The organism is Massilia sp. HP4 (assembly GCF_005222695.1).
Classification (GTDB): Bacteria; Pseudomonadota; Gammaproteobacteria; order Burkholderiales; family Burkholderiaceae_D; genus Telluria.
Window position 1 is genome coordinate 258,165 of record NZ_STGG01000041.1, and the last position, 25,633, is coordinate 283,797.

30 protein-coding genes and 1 pseudogene are annotated in these 25,633 nt (G+C 63.3%); 13 read left to right on the forward strand and 18 right to left on the reverse strand.

Annotation, left to right across the window (positions count from 1 at the left end; all coding sequences use genetic code 11):
• Positions 1–5 precede the first annotated feature (5 nt).
• A complete protein-coding gene (locus E8M83_RS15095) occupies positions 6–992 on the reverse strand; it encodes a 2Fe-2S iron-sulfur cluster-binding protein (protein ID WP_137174158.1) in 987 nt (328 codons plus the stop codon).
• A 110-nt stretch (positions 993–1,102) separates the two neighbouring features.
• On the opposite strand from E8M83_RS15095, the gene E8M83_RS15100 reads away from it, so the two are divergent.
• A complete protein-coding gene (locus tag E8M83_RS15100) occupies positions 1,103–2,005 on the forward strand; it encodes a LysR family transcriptional regulator (RefSeq protein WP_137174367.1) in 903 nt (300 codons plus the stop codon).
• A gap of 897 nt (positions 2,006–2,902) precedes the next feature.
• Positions 2,903–3,136 (forward strand): hypothetical protein, encoded by a 234-nt coding sequence (locus E8M83_RS15105; RefSeq protein WP_137174159.1) that lies wholly within the window; start codon positions 2,903–2,905, stop codon positions 3,134–3,136.
• 100 nt (positions 3,137–3,236) lie between these two features.
• Here E8M83_RS15105 and E8M83_RS25980 read toward each other — a convergent pair whose 3' ends face one another.
• The 3 genes and pseudogenes from E8M83_RS25980 to E8M83_RS15115 all read right to left on the reverse strand — a co-directional run.
• On the reverse strand, positions 3,237–3,374 hold the full coding sequence (locus E8M83_RS25980) for a hypothetical protein (protein WP_170976818.1): 138 nt from the start codon (positions 3,372–3,374) through the stop codon (positions 3,237–3,239).
• A 166-nt stretch (positions 3,375–3,540) separates the two neighbouring features.
• A complete protein-coding gene (locus E8M83_RS15110; RefSeq protein ID WP_373995052.1) occupies positions 3,541–4,650 on the reverse strand; it encodes an NAD(P)/FAD-dependent oxidoreductase in 1,110 nt (369 codons plus the stop codon).
• Positions 4,651–4,917: 267 nt separating this feature from the next.
• Positions 4,918–5,867 (reverse strand): annotated as a pseudogene (locus E8M83_RS15115) (aldehyde dehydrogenase family protein); the annotation flags it as partial.
• A gap of 974 nt (positions 5,868–6,841) precedes the next feature.
• Here E8M83_RS15115 and E8M83_RS15120 point away from each other — a divergent pair.
• Positions 6,842–7,132 carry a hypothetical protein gene (locus E8M83_RS15120; RefSeq protein ID WP_137174160.1) on the forward strand — a complete coding sequence of 97 codons (291 nt, stop codon included), beginning with the start codon at positions 6,842–6,844 and terminating at the stop codon, positions 7,130–7,132.
• Positions 7,133–7,146: 14 nt separating this feature from the next.
• Here E8M83_RS15120 and E8M83_RS15125 read toward each other — a convergent pair whose 3' ends face one another.
• Together E8M83_RS15125 and E8M83_RS15130 are read right to left on the reverse strand one after the other, a co-directional pair.
• Positions 7,147–7,929: a MipA/OmpV family protein gene (locus E8M83_RS15125; RefSeq protein ID WP_137174161.1), complete on the reverse strand. Its 783-nt coding sequence runs from the start codon at positions 7,927–7,929 to the stop codon at positions 7,147–7,149.
• Positions 7,930–7,966: 37 nt separating this feature from the next.
• Complete coding sequence (locus E8M83_RS15130; protein WP_137174162.1) at positions 7,967–8,647, reverse strand: TetR/AcrR family transcriptional regulator; 681 nt, start codon at positions 8,645–8,647, stop codon at positions 7,967–7,969.
• A 583-nt stretch (positions 8,648–9,230) separates the two neighbouring features.
• On the opposite strand from E8M83_RS15130, the gene E8M83_RS15140 reads away from it, so the two are divergent.
• Entirely contained in the window at positions 9,231–9,905 is a 675-nt protein-coding gene (locus tag E8M83_RS15140) for a carboxylesterase family protein (protein WP_267874227.1), read from the forward strand.
• Between the two features lie 503 nt (positions 9,906–10,408).
• Here E8M83_RS15140 and E8M83_RS15145 read toward each other — a convergent pair.
• Genes E8M83_RS15145 through E8M83_RS15155 form a run of 3 tightly spaced genes read right to left on the reverse strand, consistent with a single transcriptional unit; the run spans position 10,409 to position 12,378 of the window.
• On the reverse strand, positions 10,409–10,834 hold the full coding sequence (locus E8M83_RS15145) for a DoxX family protein (protein WP_170976820.1): 426 nt from the start codon (positions 10,832–10,834) through the stop codon (positions 10,409–10,411).
• 30 nt (positions 10,835–10,864) lie between these two features.
• A complete protein-coding gene (locus tag E8M83_RS15150) occupies positions 10,865–11,569 on the reverse strand; it encodes an alpha/beta hydrolase (RefSeq protein WP_137174164.1) in 705 nt (234 codons plus the stop codon).
• Between the two features lie 23 nt (positions 11,570–11,592).
• Entirely contained in the window at positions 11,593–12,378 is a 786-nt protein-coding gene (locus tag E8M83_RS15155) for a class III extradiol ring-cleavage dioxygenase (protein WP_137174165.1), read from the reverse strand.
• 105 nt (positions 12,379–12,483) lie between these two features.
• Between E8M83_RS15155 and E8M83_RS15160 the strand changes: the two genes are divergently transcribed.
• Entirely contained in the window at positions 12,484–13,368 is an 885-nt protein-coding gene (locus E8M83_RS15160) for a LysR family transcriptional regulator (protein ID WP_137174166.1), read from the forward strand.
• A 6-nt stretch (positions 13,369–13,374) separates the two neighbouring features.
• Here E8M83_RS15160 and E8M83_RS15165 read toward each other — a convergent pair whose 3' ends face one another.
• Positions 13,375–14,211 (reverse strand): LysR family transcriptional regulator, encoded by an 837-nt coding sequence (locus E8M83_RS15165; protein WP_267874228.1) that lies wholly within the window; start codon positions 14,209–14,211, stop codon positions 13,375–13,377.
• A 322-nt stretch (positions 14,212–14,533) separates the two neighbouring features.
• Here E8M83_RS15165 and E8M83_RS15170 point away from each other — a divergent pair, with 322 nt between their 5' ends.
• The gene (locus E8M83_RS15170; protein WP_137174167.1) at positions 14,534–15,022 is read left to right on the forward strand and encodes a hypothetical protein; all 489 of its coding nucleotides are present in this window, start codon (positions 14,534–14,536) and stop codon (positions 15,020–15,022) included.
• A 9-nt stretch (positions 15,023–15,031) separates the two neighbouring features.
• Here E8M83_RS15170 and E8M83_RS15175 read toward each other — a convergent pair whose 3' ends face one another.
• Together E8M83_RS15175 and E8M83_RS15180 are read right to left on the reverse strand one after the other, a co-directional pair.
• Positions 15,032–15,922, reverse strand: a complete 891-nt coding sequence (locus E8M83_RS15175; protein WP_137174168.1) for a LysR family transcriptional regulator — start codon at positions 15,920–15,922, stop codon at positions 15,032–15,034.
• A gap of 62 nt (positions 15,923–15,984) precedes the next feature.
• The gene (locus tag E8M83_RS15180) at positions 15,985–16,458 is read right to left on the reverse strand and encodes a nuclear transport factor 2 family protein (RefSeq protein ID WP_137174169.1); all 474 of its coding nucleotides are present in this window, start codon (positions 16,456–16,458) and stop codon (positions 15,985–15,987) included.
• Between the two features lie 243 nt (positions 16,459–16,701).
• Between E8M83_RS15180 and E8M83_RS15185 the strand changes: the two genes are divergently transcribed.
• The 3 genes from E8M83_RS15185 (at position 16,702) to E8M83_RS15195 (ending at position 19,224) form a co-directional block, all read left to right on the forward strand.
• The gene (locus E8M83_RS15185; protein WP_137174170.1) at positions 16,702–17,709 is read left to right on the forward strand and encodes an alpha/beta fold hydrolase; all 1,008 of its coding nucleotides are present in this window, start codon (positions 16,702–16,704) and stop codon (positions 17,707–17,709) included.
• A 148-nt stretch (positions 17,710–17,857) separates the two neighbouring features.
• Positions 17,858–18,469: a nitroreductase family protein gene (locus tag E8M83_RS15190; RefSeq protein ID WP_137174171.1), complete on the forward strand. Its 612-nt coding sequence runs from the start codon at positions 17,858–17,860 to the stop codon at positions 18,467–18,469.
• 74 nt (positions 18,470–18,543) lie between these two features.
• Positions 18,544–19,224 carry a hypothetical protein gene (locus E8M83_RS15195; RefSeq protein ID WP_229491545.1) on the forward strand — a complete coding sequence of 227 codons (681 nt, stop codon included), beginning with the start codon at positions 18,544–18,546 and terminating at the stop codon, positions 19,222–19,224.
• Between the two features lie 9 nt (positions 19,225–19,233).
• Here E8M83_RS15195 and E8M83_RS15200 read toward each other — a convergent pair whose 3' ends face one another.
• A complete protein-coding gene (locus E8M83_RS15200) occupies positions 19,234–20,142 on the reverse strand; it encodes a LysR family transcriptional regulator (RefSeq protein ID WP_137174172.1) in 909 nt (302 codons plus the stop codon).
• 125 nt (positions 20,143–20,267) lie between these two features.
• On the opposite strand from E8M83_RS15200, the gene E8M83_RS15205 reads away from it, so the two are divergent.
• Positions 20,268–20,447, forward strand: coding sequence for a 4-oxalocrotonate tautomerase family protein (locus tag E8M83_RS15205; protein ID WP_137174173.1), 180 nt, complete (start codon positions 20,268–20,270; stop codon positions 20,445–20,447).
• Positions 20,440–20,580 (forward strand): putative quinol monooxygenase, encoded by a 141-nt coding sequence (locus tag E8M83_RS26090; RefSeq protein WP_206077467.1) that lies wholly within the window; start codon positions 20,440–20,442, stop codon positions 20,578–20,580. Before E8M83_RS15205 ends, E8M83_RS26090 begins: the two co-directional genes overlap by 8 nt.
• Before the next feature lie 83 nt (positions 20,581–20,663).
• On the opposite strand, the gene E8M83_RS26095 is transcribed toward E8M83_RS26090, so the two are convergent.
• Positions 20,664–20,816 (reverse strand): hypothetical protein, encoded by a 153-nt coding sequence (locus E8M83_RS26095; RefSeq protein ID WP_206077468.1) that lies wholly within the window; start codon positions 20,814–20,816, stop codon positions 20,664–20,666.
• Between the two features lie 193 nt (positions 20,817–21,009).
• A complete protein-coding gene (locus E8M83_RS15215; protein ID WP_137174174.1) occupies positions 21,010–21,897 on the reverse strand; it encodes a LysR family transcriptional regulator in 888 nt (295 codons plus the stop codon).
• A gap of 275 nt (positions 21,898–22,172) precedes the next feature.
• Between E8M83_RS15215 and E8M83_RS15225 the strand changes: the two genes are divergently transcribed.
• Complete coding sequence (locus tag E8M83_RS15225; RefSeq protein WP_137174175.1) at positions 22,173–22,421, forward strand: hypothetical protein; 249 nt, start codon at positions 22,173–22,175, stop codon at positions 22,419–22,421.
• The gene (locus E8M83_RS15230; protein ID WP_206077469.1) at positions 22,418–23,125 is read left to right on the forward strand and encodes a carboxymuconolactone decarboxylase family protein; all 708 of its coding nucleotides are present in this window, start codon (positions 22,418–22,420) and stop codon (positions 23,123–23,125) included. The genes E8M83_RS15225 and E8M83_RS15230 overlap by 4 nt, the downstream gene beginning before the upstream one ends.
• 613 nt (positions 23,126–23,738) lie before the next feature.
• Here E8M83_RS15230 and E8M83_RS15235 read toward each other — a convergent pair.
• From E8M83_RS15235 to E8M83_RS15245, 3 genes are all read right to left on the reverse strand, one after another.
• The gene (locus E8M83_RS15235; protein WP_137174176.1) at positions 23,739–24,305 is read right to left on the reverse strand and encodes a hypothetical protein; all 567 of its coding nucleotides are present in this window, start codon (positions 24,303–24,305) and stop codon (positions 23,739–23,741) included.
• Positions 24,306–24,418: 113 nt separating this feature from the next.
• Positions 24,419–24,814, reverse strand: a complete 396-nt coding sequence (locus E8M83_RS15240; protein WP_137174177.1) for a VOC family protein — start codon at positions 24,812–24,814, stop codon at positions 24,419–24,421.
• Positions 24,815–24,820: 6 nt separating this feature from the next.
• A complete protein-coding gene (locus tag E8M83_RS15245; RefSeq protein WP_137174178.1) occupies positions 24,821–25,450 on the reverse strand; it encodes a TetR/AcrR family transcriptional regulator in 630 nt (209 codons plus the stop codon).
• Between the last annotated feature and the right edge of the window lie 183 nt (positions 25,451–25,633).

Genomic DNA, 25,633 nt, shown 5'->3' on the forward strand with positions numbered 1-25,633 from the left:
TTGGGTCAAGCCGCTTTCGCGTAGAACGCGTCGGCGTAGATGTGTTCGGCCGAAATGCCCCGGTCGCGGGCAACGATGGATGCAGCATCCACCATCGGTGGCGCTCCGCACAGGTAGGCACGCCAGCCTGCGAGCGAGCTCCAGTCCTGCGCCACCGCTTCGGTGACGATCCCGCTGCGCATCGAAGCATCTCCATCGCCTTCGGCAACGACGATGTGCACGTTCAGGTTGCGGTGGCGCTCCGCCAGCCGTTCCAGTTCGCGGGTGCAGTAGATGTCGCGCCGGCTGCGCACGCCGAAGTACAGGTGAATCTCGTTCTGCATGCCGGATTCGAGCGCGCCGCGCACGATCGACAGCACCGGCGCCAGGCCAGTCCCGCCGGCCACGCACAGCATCGGGCCTTCGTGGCGGGTTCGCAGGTAGGAGGTGCCAAGCGGCCCGCTGACGCGCACCGTGTCGCCTGCCTTGAGTTCGCGCTCGACGTAGCCGCTGACCAGGCCGTCCTTGACGATGCGGACGTGGAATTCCAGTTCGTCGTCGCCCGGCAGGCCAGCCATCGAATAGGGTCGGATATGGTCCGCGGTAAACTGCAGGGTGGCGTACTGGCCGGGCGAGAACTCGAGCGGCTTGGCCGAGCGCAGGCGCAGGCGGCGGATGTCGTGGGTGACCTGCTCGACCGCTGTGATGGTGGTCTTGAGGATCCGGGCCGGATGATTGATGACCTCGTCGGACTCGGGGATTTCGATGGTGCAGTCGCCGGTCAGAGTGCTGGTGCAGGCCAGGATGAACCGGCCGCCTTCCGCGGTGTTCGCGTTGCCCGGGCTGACTTCGTCGGAGACGCTGCCTTCGACGACCTTGCAGCGGCAGGTGCCGCAACGGCCGGCGGTGCAGCTGTAGGAAATGGGTACACCGTGTTTCCGCAGGGTTGCCAGCAGGTTGGCGCCGGCAGTGGCGGACACCACCCGGTCGAGCGGCTGGATGTGCAGCTTCATACTGTCTCCGAATATCTGTTATTTCGTGCTGGAGGAAAGTATATGATTCAGACTAAAATAAAAGAATAAAATTTCGTGAACTCACTAATTAGATTTTGTGAATGTAGATGCTGAGCCTGAGAGATATCGACCTCAATCTGCTGGTGGTTTTCCTGCAGTTGTACAAGGAGCGGCGTGTCGCGCTGGTGGCGGAAAACCTGGGCCTGACGGCGCCGGCCGTTAGCAACGCGCTGAGCCGGCTGCGCAAGATGCTCGGCGACGAGCTCTTCCTGCGCACGGCGCGTGGGATGGAACCGACGCCTTACGCCAATTTGCTTGCGGAGCCAATCGCCTCTGCGCTTGCCTCGATCCGCGACACCTTGGACAGGGAGCTGGAATTCGACCCCGCATCCAGCACACGCAGGTTCACGATCGCCATGACGGACCTTGGCGAGATCCATTTCCTCCCGAAGCTGATGAGCCGTCTTGGCGAAATAGCGCCTGGCGTGACCATCAGCACTGTACGCAACACGAGCGACAACCTGGCAGACGACCTGGAAGCGGGCCGCGTCGACATCGCGATCGGCCTGCTGCCACAGCTGAAGGGCGGCTTTTTCCAGCGCCTGCTGTTCCGCCAGCGCTACGTCTGCGTCCTGCGCCAGGGGCATCCGCTCGACAGGGGCGCGATGACGCTGGAAGATTTCGAAGGCGCGCAGCACGTGGTCGTGGTTGCAGGAGGCACTGGCCATGCCATTGCCGATGACACTATCCAGCGCAGGGGAGTCAAGCGGAATGTCCGACTGAGCGTGCCGCACTTCAACGCCCTCGGCCACATCCTGGCACGCACCGACCTGATCGCAACGATCCCGGAACGGTATGTTCGAGAGAACGTCGTTCCCTTCGGACTGACCTTCCTGCCCCACCCGATTCCCATACCGGAATTCGACGTGAACCAGTTCTGGCATGCCAAGTTCAACAAGGAACCCGGGAACCAGTGGTTGCGGAACCTGATCGGAGAACTTGCGATCGATTGAGCGCTCGCCTGCCAGGGCAGGAGAGCCATGCGGCGCCTGGATACTGGCAATGCGGAAACGACGGCCTGTTGGCAGAAAGGGATGGTCGATCTCGTCTTACTGGGAGACGATTGTCAAGATTCGTCCGCTATCAAGCCATGTAGCAGAGTATCGACATAAGCAGGAATGGCCGGGCATTGGTCGATACCCACATCCTTGCAATGGTCCGGCGCATGCGTCAGCGTCGGGAGTGGTGCCTGCGCCATCCCACTCGTCTCGTCCAGATCGTTCTACATTGCAGCTCCTCATAGCGATTAGCGTACCTCCATTGATTTTCTGCGGTGCTCGCACATTTGGCGCGCAGCGGCACTACGACTCGCGATGCCACCCGACTTGCCGCATTCAACTGGCGGTCCACTCGTCGGTCCCAATGTCCTTCGGCCAGAGACAGTCTGTCTCTTGCCTGCCTCTTTATCTCCGGACGTCATGGCGGCACACTAGCGCCATACACTGCTATCAAAAACGTGAACAAATGTGCTCAGCGTTCTCTTCCTGCCCCGAACCGTCTTATTGACCGTGCTCGTATCTGGCAGGCGTGACTTTCCCGCCTACGACCGGCAAAACGCCGGTGGTAGTGCCTGACGTTGCCGCCAGACTCTCCACGGGTAGCGCAGTATGCGTCGCGAGGAGGCTGGTTGCGAGCCGTCTTTCACATGTAAGTTTGCGAGCAGCTGTTTGGTTGAGCGCATTCATAATCTCTAGTTCTTCCGCTTGGTTTTTGCGGAATGGAAGAGCACTTCAATAATGCTGCGTCTTACCTGCTTACGAAGTTTCAGACACCGAAACCCTGACCAGAGTTCCGCTCCCCAGAAGATCACCATGACATCCCAGACCCGAGGTCCAGCACCCCGACCCGCCATGACGCGCACCAGCCTCGCCTTCCGCCTCAGCACCAGCCTCGTCGCGGCGGTGGCGATACTGATCGCCACTGCCGCCATGCCGCAAATGGCCTCGCCTGCGCTCCTGCAATGGGCGGCGGCGCTTGCGGCCGCCGGATTCGTCTTCTTCCTTTCCGAAGCACTCCTTGCATTCACGATCGTGGCCCTCCCAGCCGCCATCTTCTTCGGCAGGATGTACGGAATGTTCGCATAGCAAATCACTACTCCGCCAGCGCCAGACCTCTGCCATCTCCCGGCGCAGCCGACGCACTGAACCGCTACTTCAGGACCCGCTGGGTCGCCATGCCCCCTGCTCACACCAGTCCGATACAGGCGGCCATCCAGAAGTAGTTGGGCGCCGCCAACAGCGCGGCGTGCTGCAGCAGCGTATGCGACAGCAATGCGCCGGCCAGGGCGCCCGACCGGCCAGCACTGCCCGGAGATGACGGCAACGCCCTGCTGGCGCATGAATATGCTTCGTATCCGATGTCACCCGAACGGCCCCTGTCGGGTGGTCCAGCGGCGGATGACGCTTCCCGGTCAGGCAAAGCGACCAGGGACAGCGCCTCCGGGCGCATGCTGCTCAGTGCAGCTTGACCAGCGCGGTGTTCCGGCGGATCAGCGCCCGGGCCACTGCCAGCCCGCAGGTACGCATCCAGCCCAGCACGGCGCGGTGGTGGAGCAGGTGCAGGCTGATGTACATGAGGTGCGCCAGGCCTCCGCGCACGAACCATGCGCGGAGGCCTGGCGCGAACCCATCAGGGTGCCGACGCTGGTCTGCGAACCGAGCGAGACCAGCGAACCGTAGTCGCGATATACATAAGGCGCCGACGTTTGCTGCCCGGTACGCGGTTGGCGCAGGAAGGCGCGGTACAGGTAGTCGGCCTGCTGGTGGGCGGCCTGGGCGCGCGGCGGGACCCGCCGGCCGTCTTCCAGCGTGCAGGCGGCGCAATCTCCGAGCGCGTAGATGTCGGCGCTGCCTATCACGTTCAAGGTCGAGCTTACTTCGAGCTGGCCCGCCGCATTGGTGGGCAATCCCAGCGTCGCTAGAAACGCGGGCGCCTTGATGCCGGCGGCCCAGGCGCACACCTGGAATGGATAGCGCCGGCCGGCCGCGTCCACCACCTCGCCAGGGCCGACTTCGGCAACCCTGCAGCCGATTATGACGCGCACATCGCGCTCCTCCAGCAGCGCAGTGGCGGTCGCGGCCACGCGCTCGGGCAGCGGCGGCAGGATGCGTGGCGACCCTTCCAGCAGCGTGATCCGGATGTCTCGGGTCGCATCGAGGCGGCGGAAACCGTAGTCGATGTACTTGTTGCTCGCTTCACGCAGCTCCGCGGCCAGCTCGACGCCGGTGGCGCCGCCGCCGATGATGATGACGTCGACTCCGGTCTGCTCACCCTCGTCCGCGCGGCTCTCTGCCCAGGTCATGAGCATGAGCATCTCCTGACGGAAGCGCTCCGCGTCGCCAGGAGCATTCAGCGAGATGGTATTCTCCTGTACGCCGGGCGTGTTGAAGTAGTGCGAGGTGCTGCCGACCGCGATGCACAACTTCGCATAGCCCAGCCTGCGCTGCGGCACGATCACGTCGCCTGAATCGGCCTGCACGGCGGCGACGGTGATCTCGCGCTTCGCGGCATCCAGTCCGGCGAACGATCCATATACGAAGGTGAAGTCGTTGTGGTGGGCCAGCATCGTGTACGGCAGGCCTTCCTTGTGCATGTCCATGGTGCCCGCCGCGACCTCATGCAGCGACGGCTTTCAGATGTGGTAGAAGGCATGGTCACCAGCATGACGCGTTCCCGGCCCAGCTTCATGCCAAGCTTGCAAGCCAGTTCCAGTCCCCCGGCGCCGCCGCCGACGATGATGATGTTATTGTCCGTTCCGCTAGTATTCATGGTGCTCCTGTGCCGGGTCCTCACGGTGCGCGGCCGCCAGTCGAGAGAGTCCTGCTGGCGGCCGCGATGACCCTGTAGACGACGGGATGGCCGACGATCAGATGGGATACGACTGGTTTTCCGGCTCGATGGTGATCCACTTGAGTTCGGTGAACTCGTCGATTACGGCGCGGCCATCGAACTTGCCGTAGCCGCTCTGCTTGGTACCGCCAAAGGGCGACTGCGCTTCGTTACCCACGGTGGCGCCGTTCACGTGGCAGGCGCCCGCGTCGATCTGCAGCGCCACCTGGAGTGCGCGCTGCACGTCGCGGCCGAACACGGCGGAGGACAGGCCGTAGGCGGTGTCGTTTGCCACCCTGACCGCCTGGTCTGCGCCCTGCACGCGTACCACGGTGGTGACGGGGCCGAAGGTCTCTTCGTCGTAGATGTCCATCTCGGGCGTGACGCGGTCGAGGATGGTGGCCGGCATGACGGCACCGCGGGCGTAACCGCCGGTGACGATCACGGCGCCCTTGGCGACCGCGTCTTCGATCAGGGCATTCAGGCGGGCGCCGTTGGCGCCGCTCACCATCGGGCGATCACGCAGGATGGATTCTCTGCCGGGTTGCCGGCCGGCAGCGCACCGGCACGCTGGGCAAACCTGGCGACGAATTCGTCAGCCACCTTTTCGTCGACCACGATGCGCTCGGTCGACATGCAGATCTGGCCCTGGTAAAGGAAGGCACCGAAGGTGGCTGCTTCCACCGCCGCCTCGAGGTTGGCGTCGTCGAGCACGACCAGCGGCGCCTTGCCGCCCAGTTCGAGCAGGCAGCGCTTCAGCTGGGTCGCCGCTTTCTGGGCAATGATGCGGCCGACGCGGGTCGAGCCGGTGAAATTGATGCGGCGTACCGCCGGGTGTGCAATCAGCGCATCGATCGCCTGCGGCGAGTCGGCCGGCGCATTGGTCACGAAATTGAGGACGCCGGGCGGAAAACCCGCTTCCAGCACCGCTTCCGCCACCAACTGGTGGGTGCGCGGGCTGGCCTCGGGGGCGCGGAAGATGACCGAAGCAAGCCCTTTCCAACCAGCGGACAGCGAATTTCCTATAAGAAACCTCACTCCACTCGATTATCAACGGCAGGGCTAAGCCTCTGAATTTGTGAAACTTTTCGCAGGTCAGACTCAAGCGTACCAAGAGCAATCCCATAAGTCCACGAAGGCATATTATTTCGGCAGAAGTAGAGGCCTCGTCTACGATCCAGCCCGCCATCGGGCGGCTGGAGAGACAGCGGTATCGGAAAGGCCTTAGCTCGTGCCGACGTCACGGTGTTGACCGAACTCGCGCGCAGCGAGGTAGAGCAGTCGGCCGTGCTCGGGGCATGCGCGCGATTAGCAACCTTGATCGCTGGCCATGCCGGCGCCACGCCTGCGGACTGGTATGGCAACGGGAGCTTCCGTCGATTCATAAATTGCTCGACTTGGCGCCGCAGCGGTTCGACCGGAAGGTTGCCGGTTGCTGCATCGACGATCCGGCGCGCCAAGCGCGGGGAGTGCCGCGTGTGTGCGCGCCGAGCAGGAGTGGCCTAGCGATCCAGTGGTCTCGGCGCTTGCCCGTCAACTCAACGAGGTGGCCGACGTGCCGCTGCTTGCACCACCGCGCTACAGCGGGCTATAGAGAACTGTTCGCGATGCTATCTGCTAACCTAGACGAACATGGCTACGAGTTCTTAGAGATGGCTAGTCGGGTGCTATCGTTGCCGCAATACCGGCAATCCGGTCAGCCGAGCCGATGTTGACTTCGCACTACGCGGCCTCGCATTTTGGAGACACCAGTTTCAAGACCGAGCAAACGCCGCGGCAGACCTGGCGGCTAAGTTCGCGAACAACGGGCTTTCGCTATGTCTGCGCGAGCAGATCGTCTTGGACGTGCTGACAAAGGGGGCGATCCGCAACTGAATTGCCGCGCCTACCAGATGCATCGTTAAGGAAGGCGTGCCGCCCGGCTCACAGGCCGGCTGACGCTGGCCGCCGAAGAGCTCCTGTTGATTGCCTTCCTCGGCAAGGCACTGCGCGCGACACTGGCCGTGCTGGCGCTGATGGCTTTCTATGCGCCGCGCTTCGGCACCCCGCGCGGGGCCTTCCTCGGCGTGTTGCTATCGGTGATGGCGACCATCGGCTGGTTCCTCGCCGGTGACCCCTATGATATCGAGAGCTCGTACCTGGCGCTGGCGGCGCCGCTGCTGACGATGGGCATCAGCCACCTGCTGCGTAACGATCCACTTACACCAAACCGTGCGGCGCCGCTGGCCGGGGCGACGGCGCGTGGCTCCTGAGGTGGTGCCGCAGTTCAGAAACGGTACAGGTACCCCAGGCTGACCCCGGCCGCGCGCGCCCGGTCGGTCAGCGGGCTGTCCTTGATGGCACTGCCAAAATGGCTCGCGCGCACGTCGACGAACACCGTGTGCTGTCTTGCGTAGCTATAATCGACGCGCAGACCGGCCTCGGCATTCACACTGGCATCGCCCTCGTAGGCGGCGCGCCCGGCGCGTGCCTCGCCGGCGCGCACGCCGTAGTAGTAATCGACATAGTCGCGGTCGAACCACTCAGCGCCCAGCCGCGGGGTGATGCCGAATGCACCGAAGGCATAGCGGCGCTCCACCTGCACCTTCGCGCGTACGGCCTTGCTGTGCCCGCCGGCATCATGCAGCAGTTCGGCCGATACATTGGCCACCGGCGTGCGCCAGTGCATCGCGCCGCCAAGCCAGACACCGCCCTTGCGCTCGGCCATGCCGGTCAGGTACTGCGAGTCGTCGGGCTCGTAGCCGTCGCGGGCGTAGCGGGCGCGCAGGCGCAACGACAGGCGCTCGTTCGACCAGGCCTTCAGGTCCAGCGTCGGCACGGTGGCGCTGATCCACTTGCTTTCGTATGCAATCAGCGGCACTGCCAGCACGTCGCGGTCGACATCGCGATAGCCCTTCTGCACCACGGCGACGCCACCACCGAGTGCCCATGCGGCGGCGCCGTGATCCTGGGCCCAGACGGGACACGCCAGTGCGGCGATAGCCAGCGCGGCGGCGCAGGCCGGTACGTTTCGGGCGTGTCTGCGGTGATTCGAGGCGAAAGGCGGCATGGTCTATCCTTGTCTGCGTGGTGGAATGAATGGGGAATCAGGCTGACGCCGCGCCGTAGGCGCGCAGGAACACGTCCAACGCCCGGCGAACGGTGGCGCCAATGCGCTCGTCGTCCAGCGTCGTGACGACATTGAACAGGCCGGCCTGGTGCACCTCGGACTCGAGCAGCCCGTAGAAGTGGCAGGCCATCACATGGGGATCGGCCGGGCGCAGCGCGCCGGCGCCGATCACGGCCTCGAAATACGTTGCCAGGTACTGGGTCGCGCGTGCCGGGCCCTGCTCGTAATAGGCCCGGCCAATCTCGGGATCGACCGCCGCGGCGATGACCATGCGCTGCACGCCCAGCGATTCGGGCGTGTGAAAGTGCTTGAGGATGTAGTGGCCGAAGCGATACAGGGAAGGCTCGACCGGCTCGGCCGGGTTGAGCATCGGGGCCGCAACAGGCGCCGCGGAAATCAGCTCCAGGTCGTCCCCCGCGCCGGCACTGCGCTGTACCAGCCCCATCATGGCCCCGCCCTGCTCACGGGCGGAACCGGCGACCAGTTCTTGGAACAGGCTTTCCTTGGAAACGAAATAGCGGTACAACGTCGCTTTCGAACTGCCTGCGTGCGCTGCGATGTCATCCATCGACGTGCGCTCGAACCCAGTTTCCTGGAACAGGTAGCGCGCCGCGTTGAGCAGCGCCAGCCTGCGCGCAGGTGTTTTTGTTCGAACCATATTCCCTTTTTTAGCGTCGTGGCGCAGGGCCGTCTCGCGCAGTCTTTAAACGATACCAACCGGTTTCGTTTTGGTCAAGCTTATTCACGGCATGGCTGAGTTGCGTTGCGTGCCCAGTACCATTCCAAACAATATGCTTCCACAGCATCGCGCGAGCACGCGGCTCTGCAACTGAGGCGGGGCGCTATAGCGGCTGTCTATGAAAATGGGGAAACACCGCGTGAACGAGATCCGGACGCCTAGTTCTAGCTACCGCAATCGCGTTACATTTCAACGCTGCCGCGCAGAGCATTGTCAAGACCGATGCGAGCATCGGGCGGGACGCGGAGGGCACCGCTGTCGACCGCGTGCTCGCCATTCCGTATGCACAGCCCCTGGTCGGCGCGCTACGCTGGTGCGACCCGTTGCCGGGGTCGGCGTCGAGGGCCATGCGAGACGCCAGCAGGGACGCCTCTGCCTGCTACCAGGCGGCGCCGGCGGTGTTCGGCCCTGCTTCCCTGCATTCCTGAGCGGACTGGACGTCAAAGAGGATTGCCCGTACCAGAGCGTGTGGCGCTAGCGTGGCGCGCGCGGCAAGCTGCCTATCTACCTGTTCATCCAAGGCGGTGCGTTCAATAGCGGCTCGGGCAACATCCCGCTTTACGATGGGGCCAACCTCGCAGGGCGCGGCGTCCTGGTCATGACGATCAATCACAGCCTGGGAGGCTTCGGGTTCCTGGCATATCCCGACCTGCCCCGCGAAGGCGCACACGAGAGCCCCGGCAACAGCGAACTGCTCGACCCAGTCGCTGCGCTGCGCGGCGCCATCGCGCAGAGCGGCTCGGGCATCGACATCAAGATGCTGCGCGAACGTTACGGCGCGGTCGCCGACCGTTTCCTGGCCTTGTACCTGCATGCCACCGATGCCGACGCGATCGCGTCGACGGCGCAGATCGGCCGCGACCGGACATTTGCCAGCTTCATGCTGTGGACGCAACCGCGCCGTATCGGCTGCCCCGCAGACGCACTGGCCGGCATTCATCAAGACCGGCAACCCGGGCTTACCAGGCCGGCCATGGGCGGCTACCGGCGCCGCGACGGTCGTCATGGGGCTGGGCGACACGGTCGGCCTGCAACCGGCTGGCTCGACACAAGCACGCTTCCATGCACGCAAGCACTTGGCGGCCTCGAGCGGCAAGCTATCGCTGTTCTGACGCACCACCACCGGCAACACCCGGTACCTTCCATCACCATTACTTATCCACATGAGCTAACCTAAACAACGACACGCGCGAACGCGCGCCCGGCCCCACCTTCGCTCTTCGCGTCAGCGCCGCCCTTCTGGCCGGCGCTGCCGTCTCGTGTTCGTCCTGGCAGGGGGCGAGGCGGGCCTGGGCGCAGTGCCCCATAGGTGCTGGCGGTCATCGCAGCCGGCGCGGCTTCCATGCTGGCCGAGGCAATCATTCGACCATCATGAGCGTCGTGGCGCCCATGCTGGCAATTGCGGCTCTGGTACGGTTCTTCATGTCCTGAACGGCAATGCGTGCCCGTTCCAGTATCCTGAAGCGGGCCACAATCCAGAGGTCACCGGGACAGGCGAGATAGGCCCCTTGTTGGTTCGGCAAGTGATTGCAATGGCCTGGTGGTGGCGGTTGTCGTCATGGACGGTGTCAGAAATATGATGTTCCAGGTCGAGGCAACGCTCGGATGTCAGCTTGCCACCGCGCGACACGGCGCTGCGCGCTGCGCGCGCCGGCATCGAACGCAGCGTGGCCGAACTGCTTAGTTGAAACGGCCCCCGATGCCGCCGACGCTGTAGCGGCCGGCGCCGAGCAGCGCGACAGCGACGGCCGTAAACAGGTACATGCCTTGCAGCTCCAGCGCCCAGCCGCCGGTCTCGTTGAGCGAGAAGAACTGGCTGGTGTGCACCAGCAGGACGGCCACGACCATATTCACTGCCACGACCAGGGCTGCGCCGCGCGTGAACATGCCTGCGAGTATGAATAGCGGCGCAACGACCTCGCCGATATAGACGCCGTAGCCGAAGATTGCCGGCAGGCCGGCCTTGGCGACCATGTCGGCGACAAAGCCGATGCCGCTGTTCATTTTGGAGATGCCGTGGAACAGCAGCATGGCAGCCAGTACAGCGCGCAGGACCAGTTTGCCGATGTCGTCGGTGGTGCGCAGGGTGATGGTCGTGGTGTTCATTTGATTCTTTCTTTAAAGTGTGAAAATTGCTTATTGCGCGGTGGTACGTGTTGCATCGAGCTGCGTGCCCAGCCATCCCAGGAAGTCGCCTGCCATGGCGCCGTTCAGGCTATGACCGCCTTGGTATTCGCGGTAGGTCAGTGGCACATTGAACCCGTCCAGCACCTGTTTCGCATGGTGGGCAAAGTGAATCCCCAGCACGTTGTCCTGCACGCCATGGCTGACGAAGGCGGGCAAGGCGGCCAGCAACGGATCGGCCTTCACCAGCGGCAGCACTTCCGGCAGGATGCGTCCGCTCAGGATGCCGAAACCGGCAACCTTCGCCGGCGCCGTCAGCGCAACACCAGCGCTCATGATGCCGCCCTGGCTGAAGCCGGCGATCCAGATGCGGGCCGGATCGATGCCGTGCAACTGCGGCAACTGGCCGATGAAGTCGATCAGGGTGGTGCGCGCCCGCTCGGCCTGGGCCGGGTTGATGGCCGGACCGTTGGCGGAGAAGTTCACCTGGAAGAAAGCGAACTGGTCCGGCCCAAGAGCGAGGGGACCGCGCACGAGCACCACATTCAGTTGCGGATCGACCTGGCGTGCCAGATCGATGAAGCCGCTTTCATTGGAGCCGACGCCGTGCAGCAGCACCAGGCACGGAGTGGCGCCCTGCCCGGCCTGTGCCGGGCGCAGACGATAGGTCAGGCCAGTCGCGGGATCGATGCGTGTTTCGTTCAGTTGGTCGTTCATGGTGTTCTCTGATCAATTATCGGTTAGTCGAATGCGTAGGCATCCATGGCAAGCACGCCGTGCTCGAAACTTGTGTGCAGCAACTGGGCGCGCGCGTCGGCGCCGGCGGCCCCCATCGCCACATACAGCGGCAGCAGGTGCTCTTCGGTCGGATGGTTCTTTTCGGCCATCGGCGCGAGCGAACGGTAGTTCAGCAGTGCCGCCCTGTCATTGGCAACGAGACGGTCGCGCATCCAAGCTTCGAAGCCGGTGACCCAGTCCGGCGCCGGCGCGTCGAGCGCCTGGCCGCGAAACTCGTACAGATTGTGCGTCAGCGAGCCCGATGCTAGTACCAGCACGCCTTGGCTGCGCAGGGCCTGCAATGCCGCACCCAGCTGCTGGTGAAGGGCCGGGCTGGCGCCCTGCACGATCGAGATCTGCATGACCGGCACGTCGGCCTGCGGGTACATCAGCGACAGCGGCACCCAGGCGCCATGATCGAGGCCGCGCGTGGCGCTGCGCCCGACGGGAATGCCCGCTTCGGCGAGCAGCGCGGCGGCGCGTTCGGCGATGGCCGGGGCGCCCGGCGCCGGATAGCGCATGTCGAACAGCGCCTGCGGGAAGCCGCCGAAATCATGGATCGTCTCGGGCTGCGCGGCCAGCGATACGGCCGGGCCGCCGCGCGTTTCCCAATGCGCCGACACCACCGCAATCGCGATCGGCCGCGGCAGGCTTTCGCCCAAGCCGGCGAGGAAGCGGCGCGCGGGACTGTCCTGCAGGGCCAGCATCGGCGAACCGTGGGAAATAAAGATGGTAGGAAGTCTGGTCATGGTGCACCTCGATGAAAGAAGCATCCATGGTAGCTGTCCACATGAGGTTGATAAAGCCGCCTACGGGAGCTAAACTGTTTCCAATCGATTGACAATGGAGATGCTGTGGACTTGCTTTCTTCAATGAAGATGTATGTGGCCGTGGTTGAAGGCGGCAGCTTTGCCGCCGCAGCCAATCGGCTGGACGTGTCGCGGGCAATGGTGTCGAAGCAGATGCAGAAGCTGGAAGAACACCTGGGCACGCGGCTGATGAACCGCACCACCCGGCGCCTGTCGATGACGGAAACGGGCCGCGCCTTCTACGAGCGCAGCGCGCAGATCGTGGCTGACGTCGAAGAAGCCGAGCAGATTGCCGGCCAGATGACGCGCATGCCGCAGGGCGTGCTGCGCGTGACCATTCCACTGTCGTATGGCCAGCACCGTCTCGCGGCCAGTCTTGGCGCATACACCCAGGCCTATCCGCTGGTGCAGCTCGACATCGCCCTGTCAGACCGCAAGGTCGATCTGGTGGAAGAAGGTTTCGATGTGGCCATCCGGATCGGCGCGCTGCCGCAATCGGACCTGATCGCGAAGAAGCTCGGCGCCATCCACAGCATCGCGTGCGCGGCGCCGGCCTACCTGGCCCGTTCGGGCACACCGCTCACGCCTGCCGACCTGGGTAATCATGCCTGCCTGGCCTATTCGCTCACCGGCGGCGGCGCCGACTGGCGCTTCGAGTCGCCGGACGGGCCGGTCATCGTGCCGATCGCGGGACCGATCAAGGCCGACAACGGCGACATCATCCGCCTGGCCGCCATCGGCGGGGCCGGCATCGCCTTCCAACCGGGCTTCATCGTCGATGACGACATCGCCGCCGGCCGGCTGGTGCGCGTGCTGCCCGGCTGGCAATCGGCCGAACTGGGGGTGTATGCGGTCTACCCAAGCCGCAAGCACTTGTCGGCCAAGGTGCGCACCTTTGTCGACTTCATCGCGGCGGCGCTGACGGCCTAGAGAAATTCACGTCGCCAGGTCGCTCGCCCCGACCAGGGTCACGATGTCTCGCATCGTGGCGCGCACCCGCTGGTCGTTGCGGCGATCCGGATGCAGCGCTATCCAGACGTCGAGCGTCAGGCCCGGCTGCGGGTCAGGCAGGCGCTGCAGCCAGGGATCGGCGTCGCCGATGAAGCACGGCAAGTCGGGCACACCAATGCCGGAACACGCTGCTTCATACTGATTGCTGAGATCCGCGACCTCGCACACAACGCGCCGCAGGTCGATGACCTGATTGAGCCAGCGCAGGTGGGCAAACTCGCCCGCCTGCGCCGTGTAGGCGATGAATTCCCAGCGCTCCGGCTGGCCCGTGTACGGGTAATCGCGCGCGGCGTACTGGGCAAACGGCATGCGTCCGATGCAGCACGCGATGTCGGCATCGCCGATCGGCGGCGTCAGGCGCAGCGCAAGATCGGCGTCCAGACGCGCCAGCGACACGACGTGCGCCTGACTGAGGATGGACAGCTGGACCAGCGGATGGCGTTGTACCAGGTCCCTCAGCCGCGGCGCCAGGAAGTGGCGAGCCAGGACCGGGGGCGCCGTGATGACGACCATGCCTTGTTCCTGCGACCGCGCAGTGCGCACCAGTCGCTCGATGGCCAGCGCGCCTTTTTCCATCGCGGCGGCCTGCGACGCTGCCTGCTTCCCGAGCGCCGTAAGGCGCGCTGCGCGCGGCAGGCGCTCGACGAGGCGTACAGCCAGGCGTTCCTCCAGCAGCGCGAGACGGCGCCCGACAGTGGCGTTGTCGAGGCCGAGCATGCGCGCCGCGCCGGTCAGGGTCCCGGCGCGGGCATTGGCAAGCAGTTAGCGCAGGTCATCCCAATTCGTCATATATGCAGTTTTGCAAGGAGGGGGGGCGAGTGTGGGCATTTACGCGACCCGGCCCACAACTCTACACTGCAACTGTCGGCGAGGCGGACGTGACCATGACGTCCGCAACGGCAGGTTGCGCCGGCAAGCATCCGGACAGGCGACGGCGTCAGCCCGCCCACATCCGTTCCCTTTTTGATCACCACGAGGACACCATGCAAGCCAACCTCCATTCGATAGACCACTTGTCGGCCACCGCCGGCGGCATTGCTGCTGCCACCGCGCACGAGCTGTGCCAACCTGCCGGATCCACCCGATGACCGGCCTACTCGCGCATACCGACAACGACGGCCGCGACCCCGCCAACCCGCCCGCCATGCCGTTCCTGGTCATGCAGCCGGGTCTCGACGGCCGCTCGACGATCTCGCAGGCGGCATTGGCAGAATTCGCGATGGCCAGCGTCAGCGGCGACGCGGCGCCGATCTGGATGCGGAAATTCGCAGGCACCGTGAAGGCAGTCTGGTTCAATATTCTTCCTGTCGGCTGGATCGGCGAACTGCATCCCAGCCCGGCACTGCAGTGGGTCGTGCCGCTGTCCGGCCGCTGGTTCATCGAGACTCAGGACGGTCAGCGCGTCGAGATGGGGCCAGGCGAGATTCACTGGGGTGAGGATCTGGCCGAGGCCGGTACGCATCCTGGCGTTGCGCATCGCTCCGGCCAGCTGGGGGATGTGCCCTGTGTCCAGATGATGGTGCAATTCGAGTGCACCGACGAAGCCGGCTTCGCGGGTTCCGCCATGGGGTGACAACATAATCTATGCGGCGGCGCCGAACGCCTGCACGCAGAAGTCGACAAAGCTGCGAAGCTTGGGCGTCATCTGGCGGTCGGGTGCATACAGCAGGTGCAGCGGTCGCAGCGGCGCCGTGTACTTAGGCAGCACCCGCACCAGCGTGCCTGCGGCCAGGTCGGGGCCGACCAGTTCGATCGGCTGAAGCATCAGCCCGGCACCGGAGCGCGCTGCCGTCAAGAGCGCTTCGCCGCTGTCGATAGTCAGGCGGCTGGCCACCGGCACCGTCTCGCAGCCGTCCGGCCCGTCGAATGTCCAGTGGGTGCGCAGTTCCGTATAGGGAAAGCCCAGGCAGGCGTGGCGCGTCAGGTCCATGGGCGATATGATTTTCGGATGGCGCGCCAGATAGGCGGGCGCCGCGCACAGGATCAGGCGGTACGGCGCCAGACGGCGTGCGATGCGGCTGCTGTCGGCGAGTTCACCGACGCGAAATACCACGTCGACGCCCTCCACCATCGCATCGATGTAGCGGTTGGCCAGGGAAAGCTCGACCTGGACATCGGGGTACTGGGCCATGTAGTCGACCAGGCGGGGCGTGAGCGCGTGGATGCCGAATGAGACCGGCGCGTTCACGCGCAGCAGGCCGCTGGGGCGTGCGCGCATGTCGGCCGCCAGGCGGTCGGCATCATCCACCTCGGCCAGGATAACCTTGACGCGTTCGTAATAGCTGGCGCCGATTTCCGTCAGGTGCTGGCGCCGCGTGGTGCGCTTGAGAAGCTGGACCCCGAGATGCTGTTCGAGCACGCGCACATGCTTGCCCACGAGCTGCGGCGACATCCGGAACACCAGCGCCGCAGCAGAAAACGAGCCCAGCTCCACCGCGCGGGCGAAGATGGTCATACTCAGCAATCGATCCATGTCCCGCGCTCCTTGTCGCCCCGCCTTGCGCTGCATGACGCGGCGAGGCGAGAACGGTCACATTACTTCTTGAACTTGAGCTTGGAACCATCGAACGTGGTCACCATGCCGGCCATCATGCCATCGTGCGTGATGTAGGCGTCCGAACCGTAGTACGGCTCGGCCAGGAACGGGGCTTCGGCTTTCCAGTACACCATGATCGTGTCGCCATATTTGGCACTGGTCTGCGGCACGAAGCGAATCCCCTTCAGACCGTTGGGGCGCGGCGTGACGAAGCCGACAAACAATTTACCGATGGCGGCGCGGCCTTTGGCGACCTGGCCGTCGAGCATATGGACTTCGCCATCCTCGGGGAACTGCGCAACAAGGCGGTTCCAGTCGCTCTTTTCAACCGCATCAAGATGTTCGGCCAATACCTTCTCGGGGCTGGCTTGCTTCTTGAGCGGCGGCAGCACCATCGGCTCGGCAGCCCAGAGGGCGGTGCTCGAGATCAGGCCGATGAGGCCTGCCAGCGTGGAGCGGCGATTCGTGTTCATGGTAAGTCCTTCGAAGAAGTGCAGTTGTCGAGACAGGCAGTTTATTGGATATCGGAGCACCGATAAACAGGCTCAATTTCGCCACAGCGTCATCTTTTTATCGACAATAATGACCCCGCCTGGACCGACGTGCGAGGCCACATTCCAAACAGGACGTTTCAAGTGAATCAGTTTTTCGCCCATTTATCACACTGCATTTGTAGTGCATAGTGCCGTCATTACTGACAGTCTCGGAAGATCGCCATGCATGCATCCCTTCACCGCGCCGCCCGTGGCCTGACCCTGGCCCTGGCCATCCTCGCGGCCGGTGCCGCTTCCGCCGCCCCGGCCATCTCCGTGCTGGGCAAGGACTTCACCTTCCCGAACAGGATCGACGGCATGCCGGCCAAGCTGTCCGACTTCAAGGACCTGCAGATCAACCACTTCACCACCAGCGACGGCGTCCGCCTCGCCTACTGGGAAGCCGGCAAGGGCAAGCCGCTCATCTTCACGCCGGGCTGGTCCGCCAACGGCGCCGAATACCTGAACGTCATGTATTTGCTGAGCAAGAAATACCGCGTGATCGTGCTCGACCCGCGCAACCAGGGGCTGTCGCAGCAGGTTGACTATGGCGGCCATATTTCGCGCTTCGCCGTCGACCTCAAGGAGCTCAACGACCACCTAGGGATCAAGAAGGCCGATTATGTCGGCTGGTCGATGGGTGCCTCGGTGCTGTGGAGTTATATCGAGCTATTCGGCACGAAGAGCATCAACAAGGTCGCTTTTATTGACGAGGCCCCGTCGATCTACAGCCATGCCGACTGGACCGAGAAAGAACGCGTCGATGCCGGCGCCATGACCAGCGATGTCGAACGCATGATCGAGTCGTTCACCACGGGCAAGATGCCCAGCACGATGATCGTCAACAGTCAGGCGTTCCAGCGCGCCGGCCTGATGGACTCACCGTATTACGAGAACTCGGAAGCGTTCGCCAAGGCATTCATCAAGACCAACATGACCGCCACCGGGCGTGTCATGTTCGACCACTTCACCAACGACTGGCGCGACGTGATCGCCAAACGCATCGACGTGCCGACCGCCATCTTTACCGGCGTCTACAGCGATTCGGCCGGCGGCCAGCGCTGGATCCATGCCGTGGTGCCCAACAGCGAGCTGCATGTCTACACGGCGCAAGAACAGGGCGACCACTTCCTGGCGTTCAAGAATCCGCTGAAATTTACTGCCGATCTCGACGCCTTCCTGAAGAAGTAAACAGCACCGCAGATTGCGCCAGTGTAGACATCAGGTCGACACTGTGGGGAGCTGCGCCCTGTTTATCGCCTTTCCTGCAGCCCTTAAGCTGGCAACGTCGCGATCCTGCCCGCCAGTCCGCCACGTCCCCCTTATTTCTGGAGTATCCATGTCTGTTGCAGCATCCATCCAAGCCCGTACGTCGTCCAGCAGCTACGACATCAATCGCACCCTGTCGCAATCCGAGATTGGCGCACTGATCGGTCTGACCACGCAGGCGCCATCCGCGTTCAATATGCAGAACTGGAAATTCGTCGCCGTGCACAGCCCGGAAGCCAAGGCGCGCCTGCTGCCGCTGGCCTACGGCCAGACGAAGGTCGTGGAAGCGGCCGTCACCTTCATTGTGTGCGGCACGTTGGACCAGCACCTGACCATGCCCGCCGCACTGGCGCCGACGCGCGACGCCGGCATCATCGACCAGGCCACCTACGATGGCTGGGTCGGCGCAGTGAACGATATGTACGCCGCCAACCCGGTCATGCAGCGCGACGAAGCGGTGCGCTCGGCCTCGCTGGCCGCGATGACGCTGATGCTCGCCGCCCAGGAACAAGGCCTCGTTTCCTGCCCGATGATCGGTTTCGATCCGGCCGGCGTCGCCGCAGCGTTCGAATTGGCCGCAACCGACGTGCCGGTCATGCTGGTCACGGTCGGCTACACCGGTCCGTCGAATTGGCCGAAGAAGCCGCGTAAGCCGGTCGCGGACGTTCTCGCGTTCGTCTGACGCTGCGCCCCGGCCCCTCACCGGCCCCGCATCCTGCCCCCGCTTTGCCGACACTGGTCACGAAAGCCATCCACATGATCAAGACTGCCCTCCTCTTTGCAGCCATGCTGCCGGGACTGGCCGCTGGCCAGGACGCACCGGCGTCGTTCAACCTGTCCGGCGTCAGCCTGCGCCCAAGCATCTACCAGGGCGCCACTGCCATGGAAGTGCGCATGCCGCCCGCCTCGTATCAGGACCCGGCCAGGGAAGCGCTGGCCGACCGCAACTTCATGGCGTGGTTACCGGTCGACTTCGGCGACGGTACGATCGAGGTCGACGTGGCCAGCGACCTGGCGCCGGACGCACCGGCCTATGCGCGCGGATTCGTCGGCCTGGCATTCCGGATCGACGCCCGGGGAAGCTTCGAAAACCTGTACCTGCGCCCGACCAACAGCAGCGCACCCGACCAGGTGCGGCGCAACCACACCATCCAGTACGCCGCGTATCCCGATTTCCGCTTCGACGGGTTACGCAGCCAGTTCCCCGAAAAATACGAGACCTGGGCCGACATCGGCACCGGCCGCTGGATGCATCTGCGCGTCGTGATCGCGGGAACGACGCTGCGGCTCTATCTCGACGGTTCGCCGCGCCCGGCCTTCATCGTCGACGACATGAAACTGCCCGCAACCCAGCGCGGCGGCGTCGGCATCTGGATCGAGTCGGGCACGGTTGCGCATTTCAAGAACCTGCGCATCGTGCCTGCAGCCAAACCATAGGCGCCGACCTCAGTCCAGCCGCCCTTCGCGGCCCAGCTTGACGAGCGTATCGACGACGTGGCGCACCTTCGGCCGCAGGTGCGATGTGCGCGGCCACACGGCATGGACATCGATTTCACGCGGCGTGCAGTCATCCAATACGGTAACCAGCTGGCCAGCGTCGATATACGGGCGCATCAGCGCAAGCGGCATCTGGCACAGCCCGATGCCGGCCACGGCCGCATCAAGCATTGCTTCGGCGTCGCTGATCTGGTGCGTCGGTGGTGGCGCCAGCCGCGCGGGCTGGCCGTTCTCGACGACATGCCAGGCCAGCGGGCGCCCGCGCCGATAGCCAACGATGCAGTCGTGCCGGGAGATATCGGCCAGCGTGTCAGGCAGGCCGTGCGTTTCGAGGTAGACGGGCGCTGCGCCGATGACCCAACGATGGCTGGTCAGGCGGCGCGCCACAAGGTCGCTCGAGTCTTCCAGGGTGCCGAAGCGGATCGCCAGATCGACGCCTTCCTCGACCAGATCGATGACGTCGTCGGTAAATGTCAGCGTCAACTGCAGTGCTGGGTAGGCTCTGGCAATGTCCAGGAGGATCGGCAGCATCACCTTGCGTCCGAACGCGGCCGGCATATCGATACGCAGCCTGCCGGCCGGTACCAGCAGCTTGCCCCCCAGGCTACCCTCGGCTTCGGCGATCCCTTCCAGCGCACGCGCGCAGACGGCGAAATAGGCTTCGCCATCGGCCGTCAACGCCAGGCGGCGCGTCGTGCGGTGAAACAGCTTGACGCCAAGACGCTCTTCCAGGCGGGCGACCGCCTTGCCGACGGCCGACTTCGAGATGCCCAGCATTTCGCCGGCCTGGGTAAAGCTGGACGCGCGCGCCACGGCGACGAAGGTGGCGATGCCACTGAGCGATTCGATTCCATCCATTGCACTGTATCCTGAGCTTCGATACCCAGATTGTAGATAAAAGGTTGACGCTGTGGCGAGCCCGAATCCGTTTATTCGCGTGGCGTGCGCGGTTAAGCTGTGTTTTTACCTAACAGGAGCACATCATGCCCGTCGTACGCGTAACCTGGTTTGAAGGCAAAGACGCTGAAGCGAAACAAAAAGTCGCTGCAGAGATCACCGAAAGCATCGTCAAGCACACCGGCACCGATGCCAATTACATCTATGTCGTGTTCGAGGACGTCAAGCCGGCCGACTGGGCCGGCGCGGGGAAGCTCTTTGGATAACGATCTGTTCTGGATATTCACGCTCGACGTCAAGCCGGGCCAGCTCGCACCGTTCAAGGCGCTGGTCAGACAAATTGTGGACGCCACCAGCCGCGAGCCCGGCACGCTGGCCTACCAGTATGCTGTGAGTTAGGACGAACAGACGGTCCATATCTTCGAGCGCTATCGCGATTCGGCAGCCTTCGTCTCTCACGTCGAGCAGACCTTCGGCGGCTTCTACGAACGGTTCCTGTCGTTCGTGACGGTACGCTCGCTGGTGGTGTACGGCGAACCGGACGCGCCGCGCGCGAAGCGCTGGACAGCTTCGGCTCCACCTATATGCGCCTGCTCGACGGCTTCGCGCGCTGAATAACCGGCCGCGTCATTCACAGGCCCGTCGCCTAGGATAAAGCCATTCAGTTAAGCAGGTTTTCGTAGCGCGTAACATAGCGGTTTGGTTTTGCCTTGACGGCCCGGTCGAATCGGGCCATTCGTCATTCAGAGTGCTGCGACTGGTCGATTGAGCGGTCACGCGGCCACCGTCGCCCTTGCGGCGGGCCGGGAACAACCAGGCAGCGGTATGTCAGGGCGCCTCGTGGTCATCGCCGGCGCCAACGGCGAGATCGCTGGCGCCGACCAGCTCTTCTATCTGACTCATCGTGTTGCGCACCAGGCTGTCATGCCGGCGGTCTGGATGTAATGCAATCCAGACATCGAGCGACAACGCAGGCTGGCCCGCTGACAGCTTCTTCAAGCGCGGGGCTTCGTCGCCGATAAAACAGGGCAGACCGGCGACGCCGATGCCTGAACACGCGGCCTCATATTGGTTACTTAGGTCCGTCACTTCACACACCACCCGACGCTCGCCTATGACTTCGTACAACCAGCGCTTATGCGCGAAATCGGCCTGGCGCCCGGTATACGCGATGAATTCCCAGGCCGCGGGTTGGCCCGCGTTCGGATAGTCGAGCGCCGCGTACAGGCCAAACTCCATTCGCCCGATCTTGCGCGCGATATCGGTGTCCTCAATCGGCGGCGACAGCCGCAAGGCCAGGTCGGCGTCGAGGCGCGACAGCGAAACGATCTGCGACTCGCTTAAAATGGACAGCTGGACCAGCGGATGGCGCTGCGACAAGCTGCGCAGGTTAGGCGCCAGTAAGTGGCGCGCCAGGATCGGCGGCGCCGTGATGACGACCTTGCCGTGCTCCTGCGACCGCGCGGCCAACGCGATGCGCTCGACCGCCAGTGCGCCAGCCTCGATGACAGCGACCTGTTCCAGCACCATCTTCCCGACCGCCGTCAGGCGGGACTCGCGGGCCAGGCGGTCAACCAGCCGGATCTTCAACGTCTCCTCGATGGACGTCAGCCGGCGGCTCACCGTGGCGTTGTCGACGCCCAGCGCGCGGGCGGCGCCGGACAGCGTGCCCGCCTCGGCGATGGCTTGAAAATAACGGAGGTCTTCCCAGTTCATCGTGCTTGCAAATATGCGGATAAGGTGTGCGGATTTGGGCATTGTCGCCCTTCGGCACCGACTATACACTGGACCGATGCCATTCCCGTGTACAAGCCGATGACCACACAATATGCTCCGTCTCTGATCGCGATTCACGTCGCCGCCTGCCTCGGTTTCCTGGTAGTGCAATTGGACGTCGGCGTCGTCAACGTCACCATTGGTGCACTGAAAAGCGCGTGTGATACCGCCCTCATGGGCCTGCAGTGGGTCATCAACAGCTACGCGCTGGTGGCATGTCGAACGCGATGCTGGTTTCATTCGTCAGCCTGTTGGCGAGCATCCTGATTGTTCAGAAAGTGCGGCCAGTCATCAAGCCGCAGCAACAGACACGAGCGAAGGCGACCCCAACCGGCGCCCTCCCCTTTTTTTTTCGCAACACAAGCAAGGAGTACACCATGCAAGACGAGATCTATTCAATCTACCATCTGTCGATTCACCCGTCCGATTTCCCGGCGTTCGAGCTTCAGGAGAATTACCGATGAAGCGCACGATTTCGACTACCATTTTCAGCGCAACTTGCTTACTCGCCGCCGTCGGCGCCCACGCCGCGCCACCCGTAACCGTCGTGAAAGCTGATGCAACCGTCGAAAGCAAACTGGATATGTCCAAAAAATCGACTGCAAACAACAAGATCAGCTCACTGGTCGCCATCGACTATCCAGACTTCACGAAGTTGCCCGAACACGTACGGGAGAAGTTTGACAAGATGCCGACCAAAGTGAATTTTTTCCGCATGCTCGGTTACAGCCCCGGCGCCTTTGTACCTGTAATTGACCTGACCAATGCGATTTTCAAAGATCTGACCATTTCCGATTATCACAAGGAGCTGCTGGTGTTAATGGTCGGCGCCCATGAACAAGCGGCCTATGAGTGGGAGCAGCACGTTTCAATTGCACAGGCCGCAGGCGTCCGTCCTGACCAGTTCATTGCAATCGCCGAGGGCACGCTGAACGACACCAAGGCATTTACCGACCGCGAACGGGTACTGCTCAGATTCGGCGCCGCCATCCTCGCCAATGGCAAAGCGCCGGGTGTCTTGTTCAAACACGCACGTGAGCACTTTTCGCTTCAGGAACTGAGCGATGCGATACTTGTCGTTGGATATTACCGGATGATATCGGCCCACATTCAGACGTTCAACATTGAGATTGATGCCCAACAGGATGGCAACTGGGTCAAAGGCTGAGATCACGCCTTTTGGCCGCGGCGGCAGCCGGGCTCCGGCACATCTGCGCAGCAGATGGCCAGCCGTGCGCGTCAGCCAGGGTAGGCGGCAATCGCCGCCGATTGTTCGATCTCCCCCGCAGGCGCGCGAGCTTGCGCGTGAGCTATTGCTGCGCATCGACACCGAACGGTAAGTGCGCGGCAACGGTCGCAGCACCGGCGTCCATCACCGAAGCTCTCGGCGATCTCGGTTTAGCACTGCCGGACGGGCAGACACCACATCATCACTTCCCTGCACTGCCAGCGGCTCAGGGAAGTGACTCGATCCAGTATCACGGCCAAGCCCAGTATCCGACGGCAATCAGGCCCAGTTGCGGCAAGGGCTCCGCCAGCGTGGTTTTGCGCTAAAGCAGCGTGCCGGTGGTGAGCTTGGTCGAGCCGCGAGCCATTCCTTCCATACGATGCCCGCGCCTGGTCTGCACGTATCGATGCCTGACGCCGCCCTCTCCTCGTACCAACACCCAGCCAGACGGCCGGAGTCGTAAGCGCGCCCTTGACGACCATCTGTCAGCAGCTATCGATGTTATGAACTCGGCGTAATGTGTTTTCTTGCGTTTGCGTCGGCGTTCGGTGTCTTAATGCCAGTACCGCTCGCTCACGGCCGGCGAGGACTCTCCGGCGGCCCGAGAAAGGTCGGTTTCAGTCCCCCCGAGATTAACTACCATCTTCTGCACCACCAGGCCTGGGTCGACCACCCAGACCTTAGGCGTTTTCGCACCAGGTTTGTCGATCTTGTGCGTGGTCGTAAACGTTGCCGCCCCATCGCTGACGATTCTGGACCAGTGCTGTTCGGATTCGACGGCGTGAACATCGACGATCTGCGGCGCCTCGTCATCGATCGACACGGCAAAGCGCAATCCCTGCCCCGGCTGGAACTTGAACGTCGGCGCCAGGATCGTCTGTATCTTCACCTCGCCGGCGGTGGCCACCTGCATGCGGTACTCCAGCCGCATGCCCTCGCGGCCCGGCGAGAGCGCAGTCGCATCGACCGGCAGCGTCGTCATGCCAGGCCCGGTGAGGCCATGGTCCGGCACCAGCAGCCACTGCCGGCCCTTCGGCGACACGGCGTTCGTATGGTTGGCGGCTTTGATCGACACCTCGCGCGTGAACTCTTCCGAAAACAACCGTCTTTCACGTGCCATTCAATACCTCCGACGGGGACATGATACCTATCGAAAGTGTCCGAGCTGGTAGGGGAAGGTCACTCGTCATTCAGTGGCCATTCCATTCGTTCAATACTTTCTCTGCCCCCCGATCAGCTGCGTTGCTGGCACGCAACTTCAACATTGACACCGTCAGGGTCAAGCACGTACGCAGCATAGTAATTCGCATGGTAGTGCTGGCGGATACCTGGCGGACCATTGTCACGTCCTCCTGCCGCCAATGCTGCTTCATAAAAGGCATCGACGAGCGAGCGGGCTTCTGCTGCGAACGCAATATGCGTTCCTTTTCCGTGCGGCTCTCCTTCATGCAACCAGAGACAGGGGTAGCCGTTAGTTCCCAGACCATGGCGGTTGCCCCCCGTCCGCGTGCCCTCGGGTCCAACGGTGATTATCAATTCGAATCCGAGCGGCGCGAGCGCCCGCTCGTAGAAGAGTCGTGAAACCTCTGTATCTCGAACTGCGAATTCAATGTGGTCGATCAAGCTCATGTCTATCTACCCCCTCGATAACAAAAGCGCCTCGAATGATTGCGCGGCAAGTGTCGCAGCCGCCCGCAAGCGTGGGCGCGAAAGGCCCATCCGCGCGGTCGCCGAGAGCCCCCTTAGCGTGATCACGACATAATCTGCCAACACCCTCGCATGCTTCGGGTCATGTTGCGAAATGAAGCGCTCAATGAAGGCAGCGGCCGCGTCGCCATGCGCTTTAGCCAACACGCGGGCTTCCTGATCGTCCGCCCCCATGCCTTCTGTGACCATACAGCCGCGTTTGGTCTTGGATTTGCTGTAGATGTCGGTTGCGTGCATGATGAGCTCGCTGATCCCGTCAATCAAGGGCCGACCAGGCACCAATATCCCTGCGCCGGCCAAGCTTCCCTCATCAACGTACATGGAGAGACAACGCTCGAACAATCCTGCCTTGCTTCCGTACGCCGCGTACAGACTTGGCGGATTGATATCAAGTGCCCGGGTCAGTTCGGCCACACCCACGGCATCGTACCCGTACTCATGAAACAGCTCCTTGGCGATGGCAACCCCCGCCTGGCGATCGAAGGCCCGGCGTGGCGGCCTGCTCTTCGTCGTACCAGCAGCTTCAAGCTCCTCTACCGGTTCTTTTTTTCTGATCATGGCAATCCTGATGACGTATGCGAGCCGGAATTATACAATAATGTGTAGTAATCACTAAAGCAGCGCCGCCCGGGACTGCTCAAACCGCCGCAAGTCGATTACGACAAGCGGTCCACTGGCGGTTCGGCTGGACGGCCATCGCCCTGCCCCCTGCCTTGCAGCGATGCACGGACAAGCAGGAAC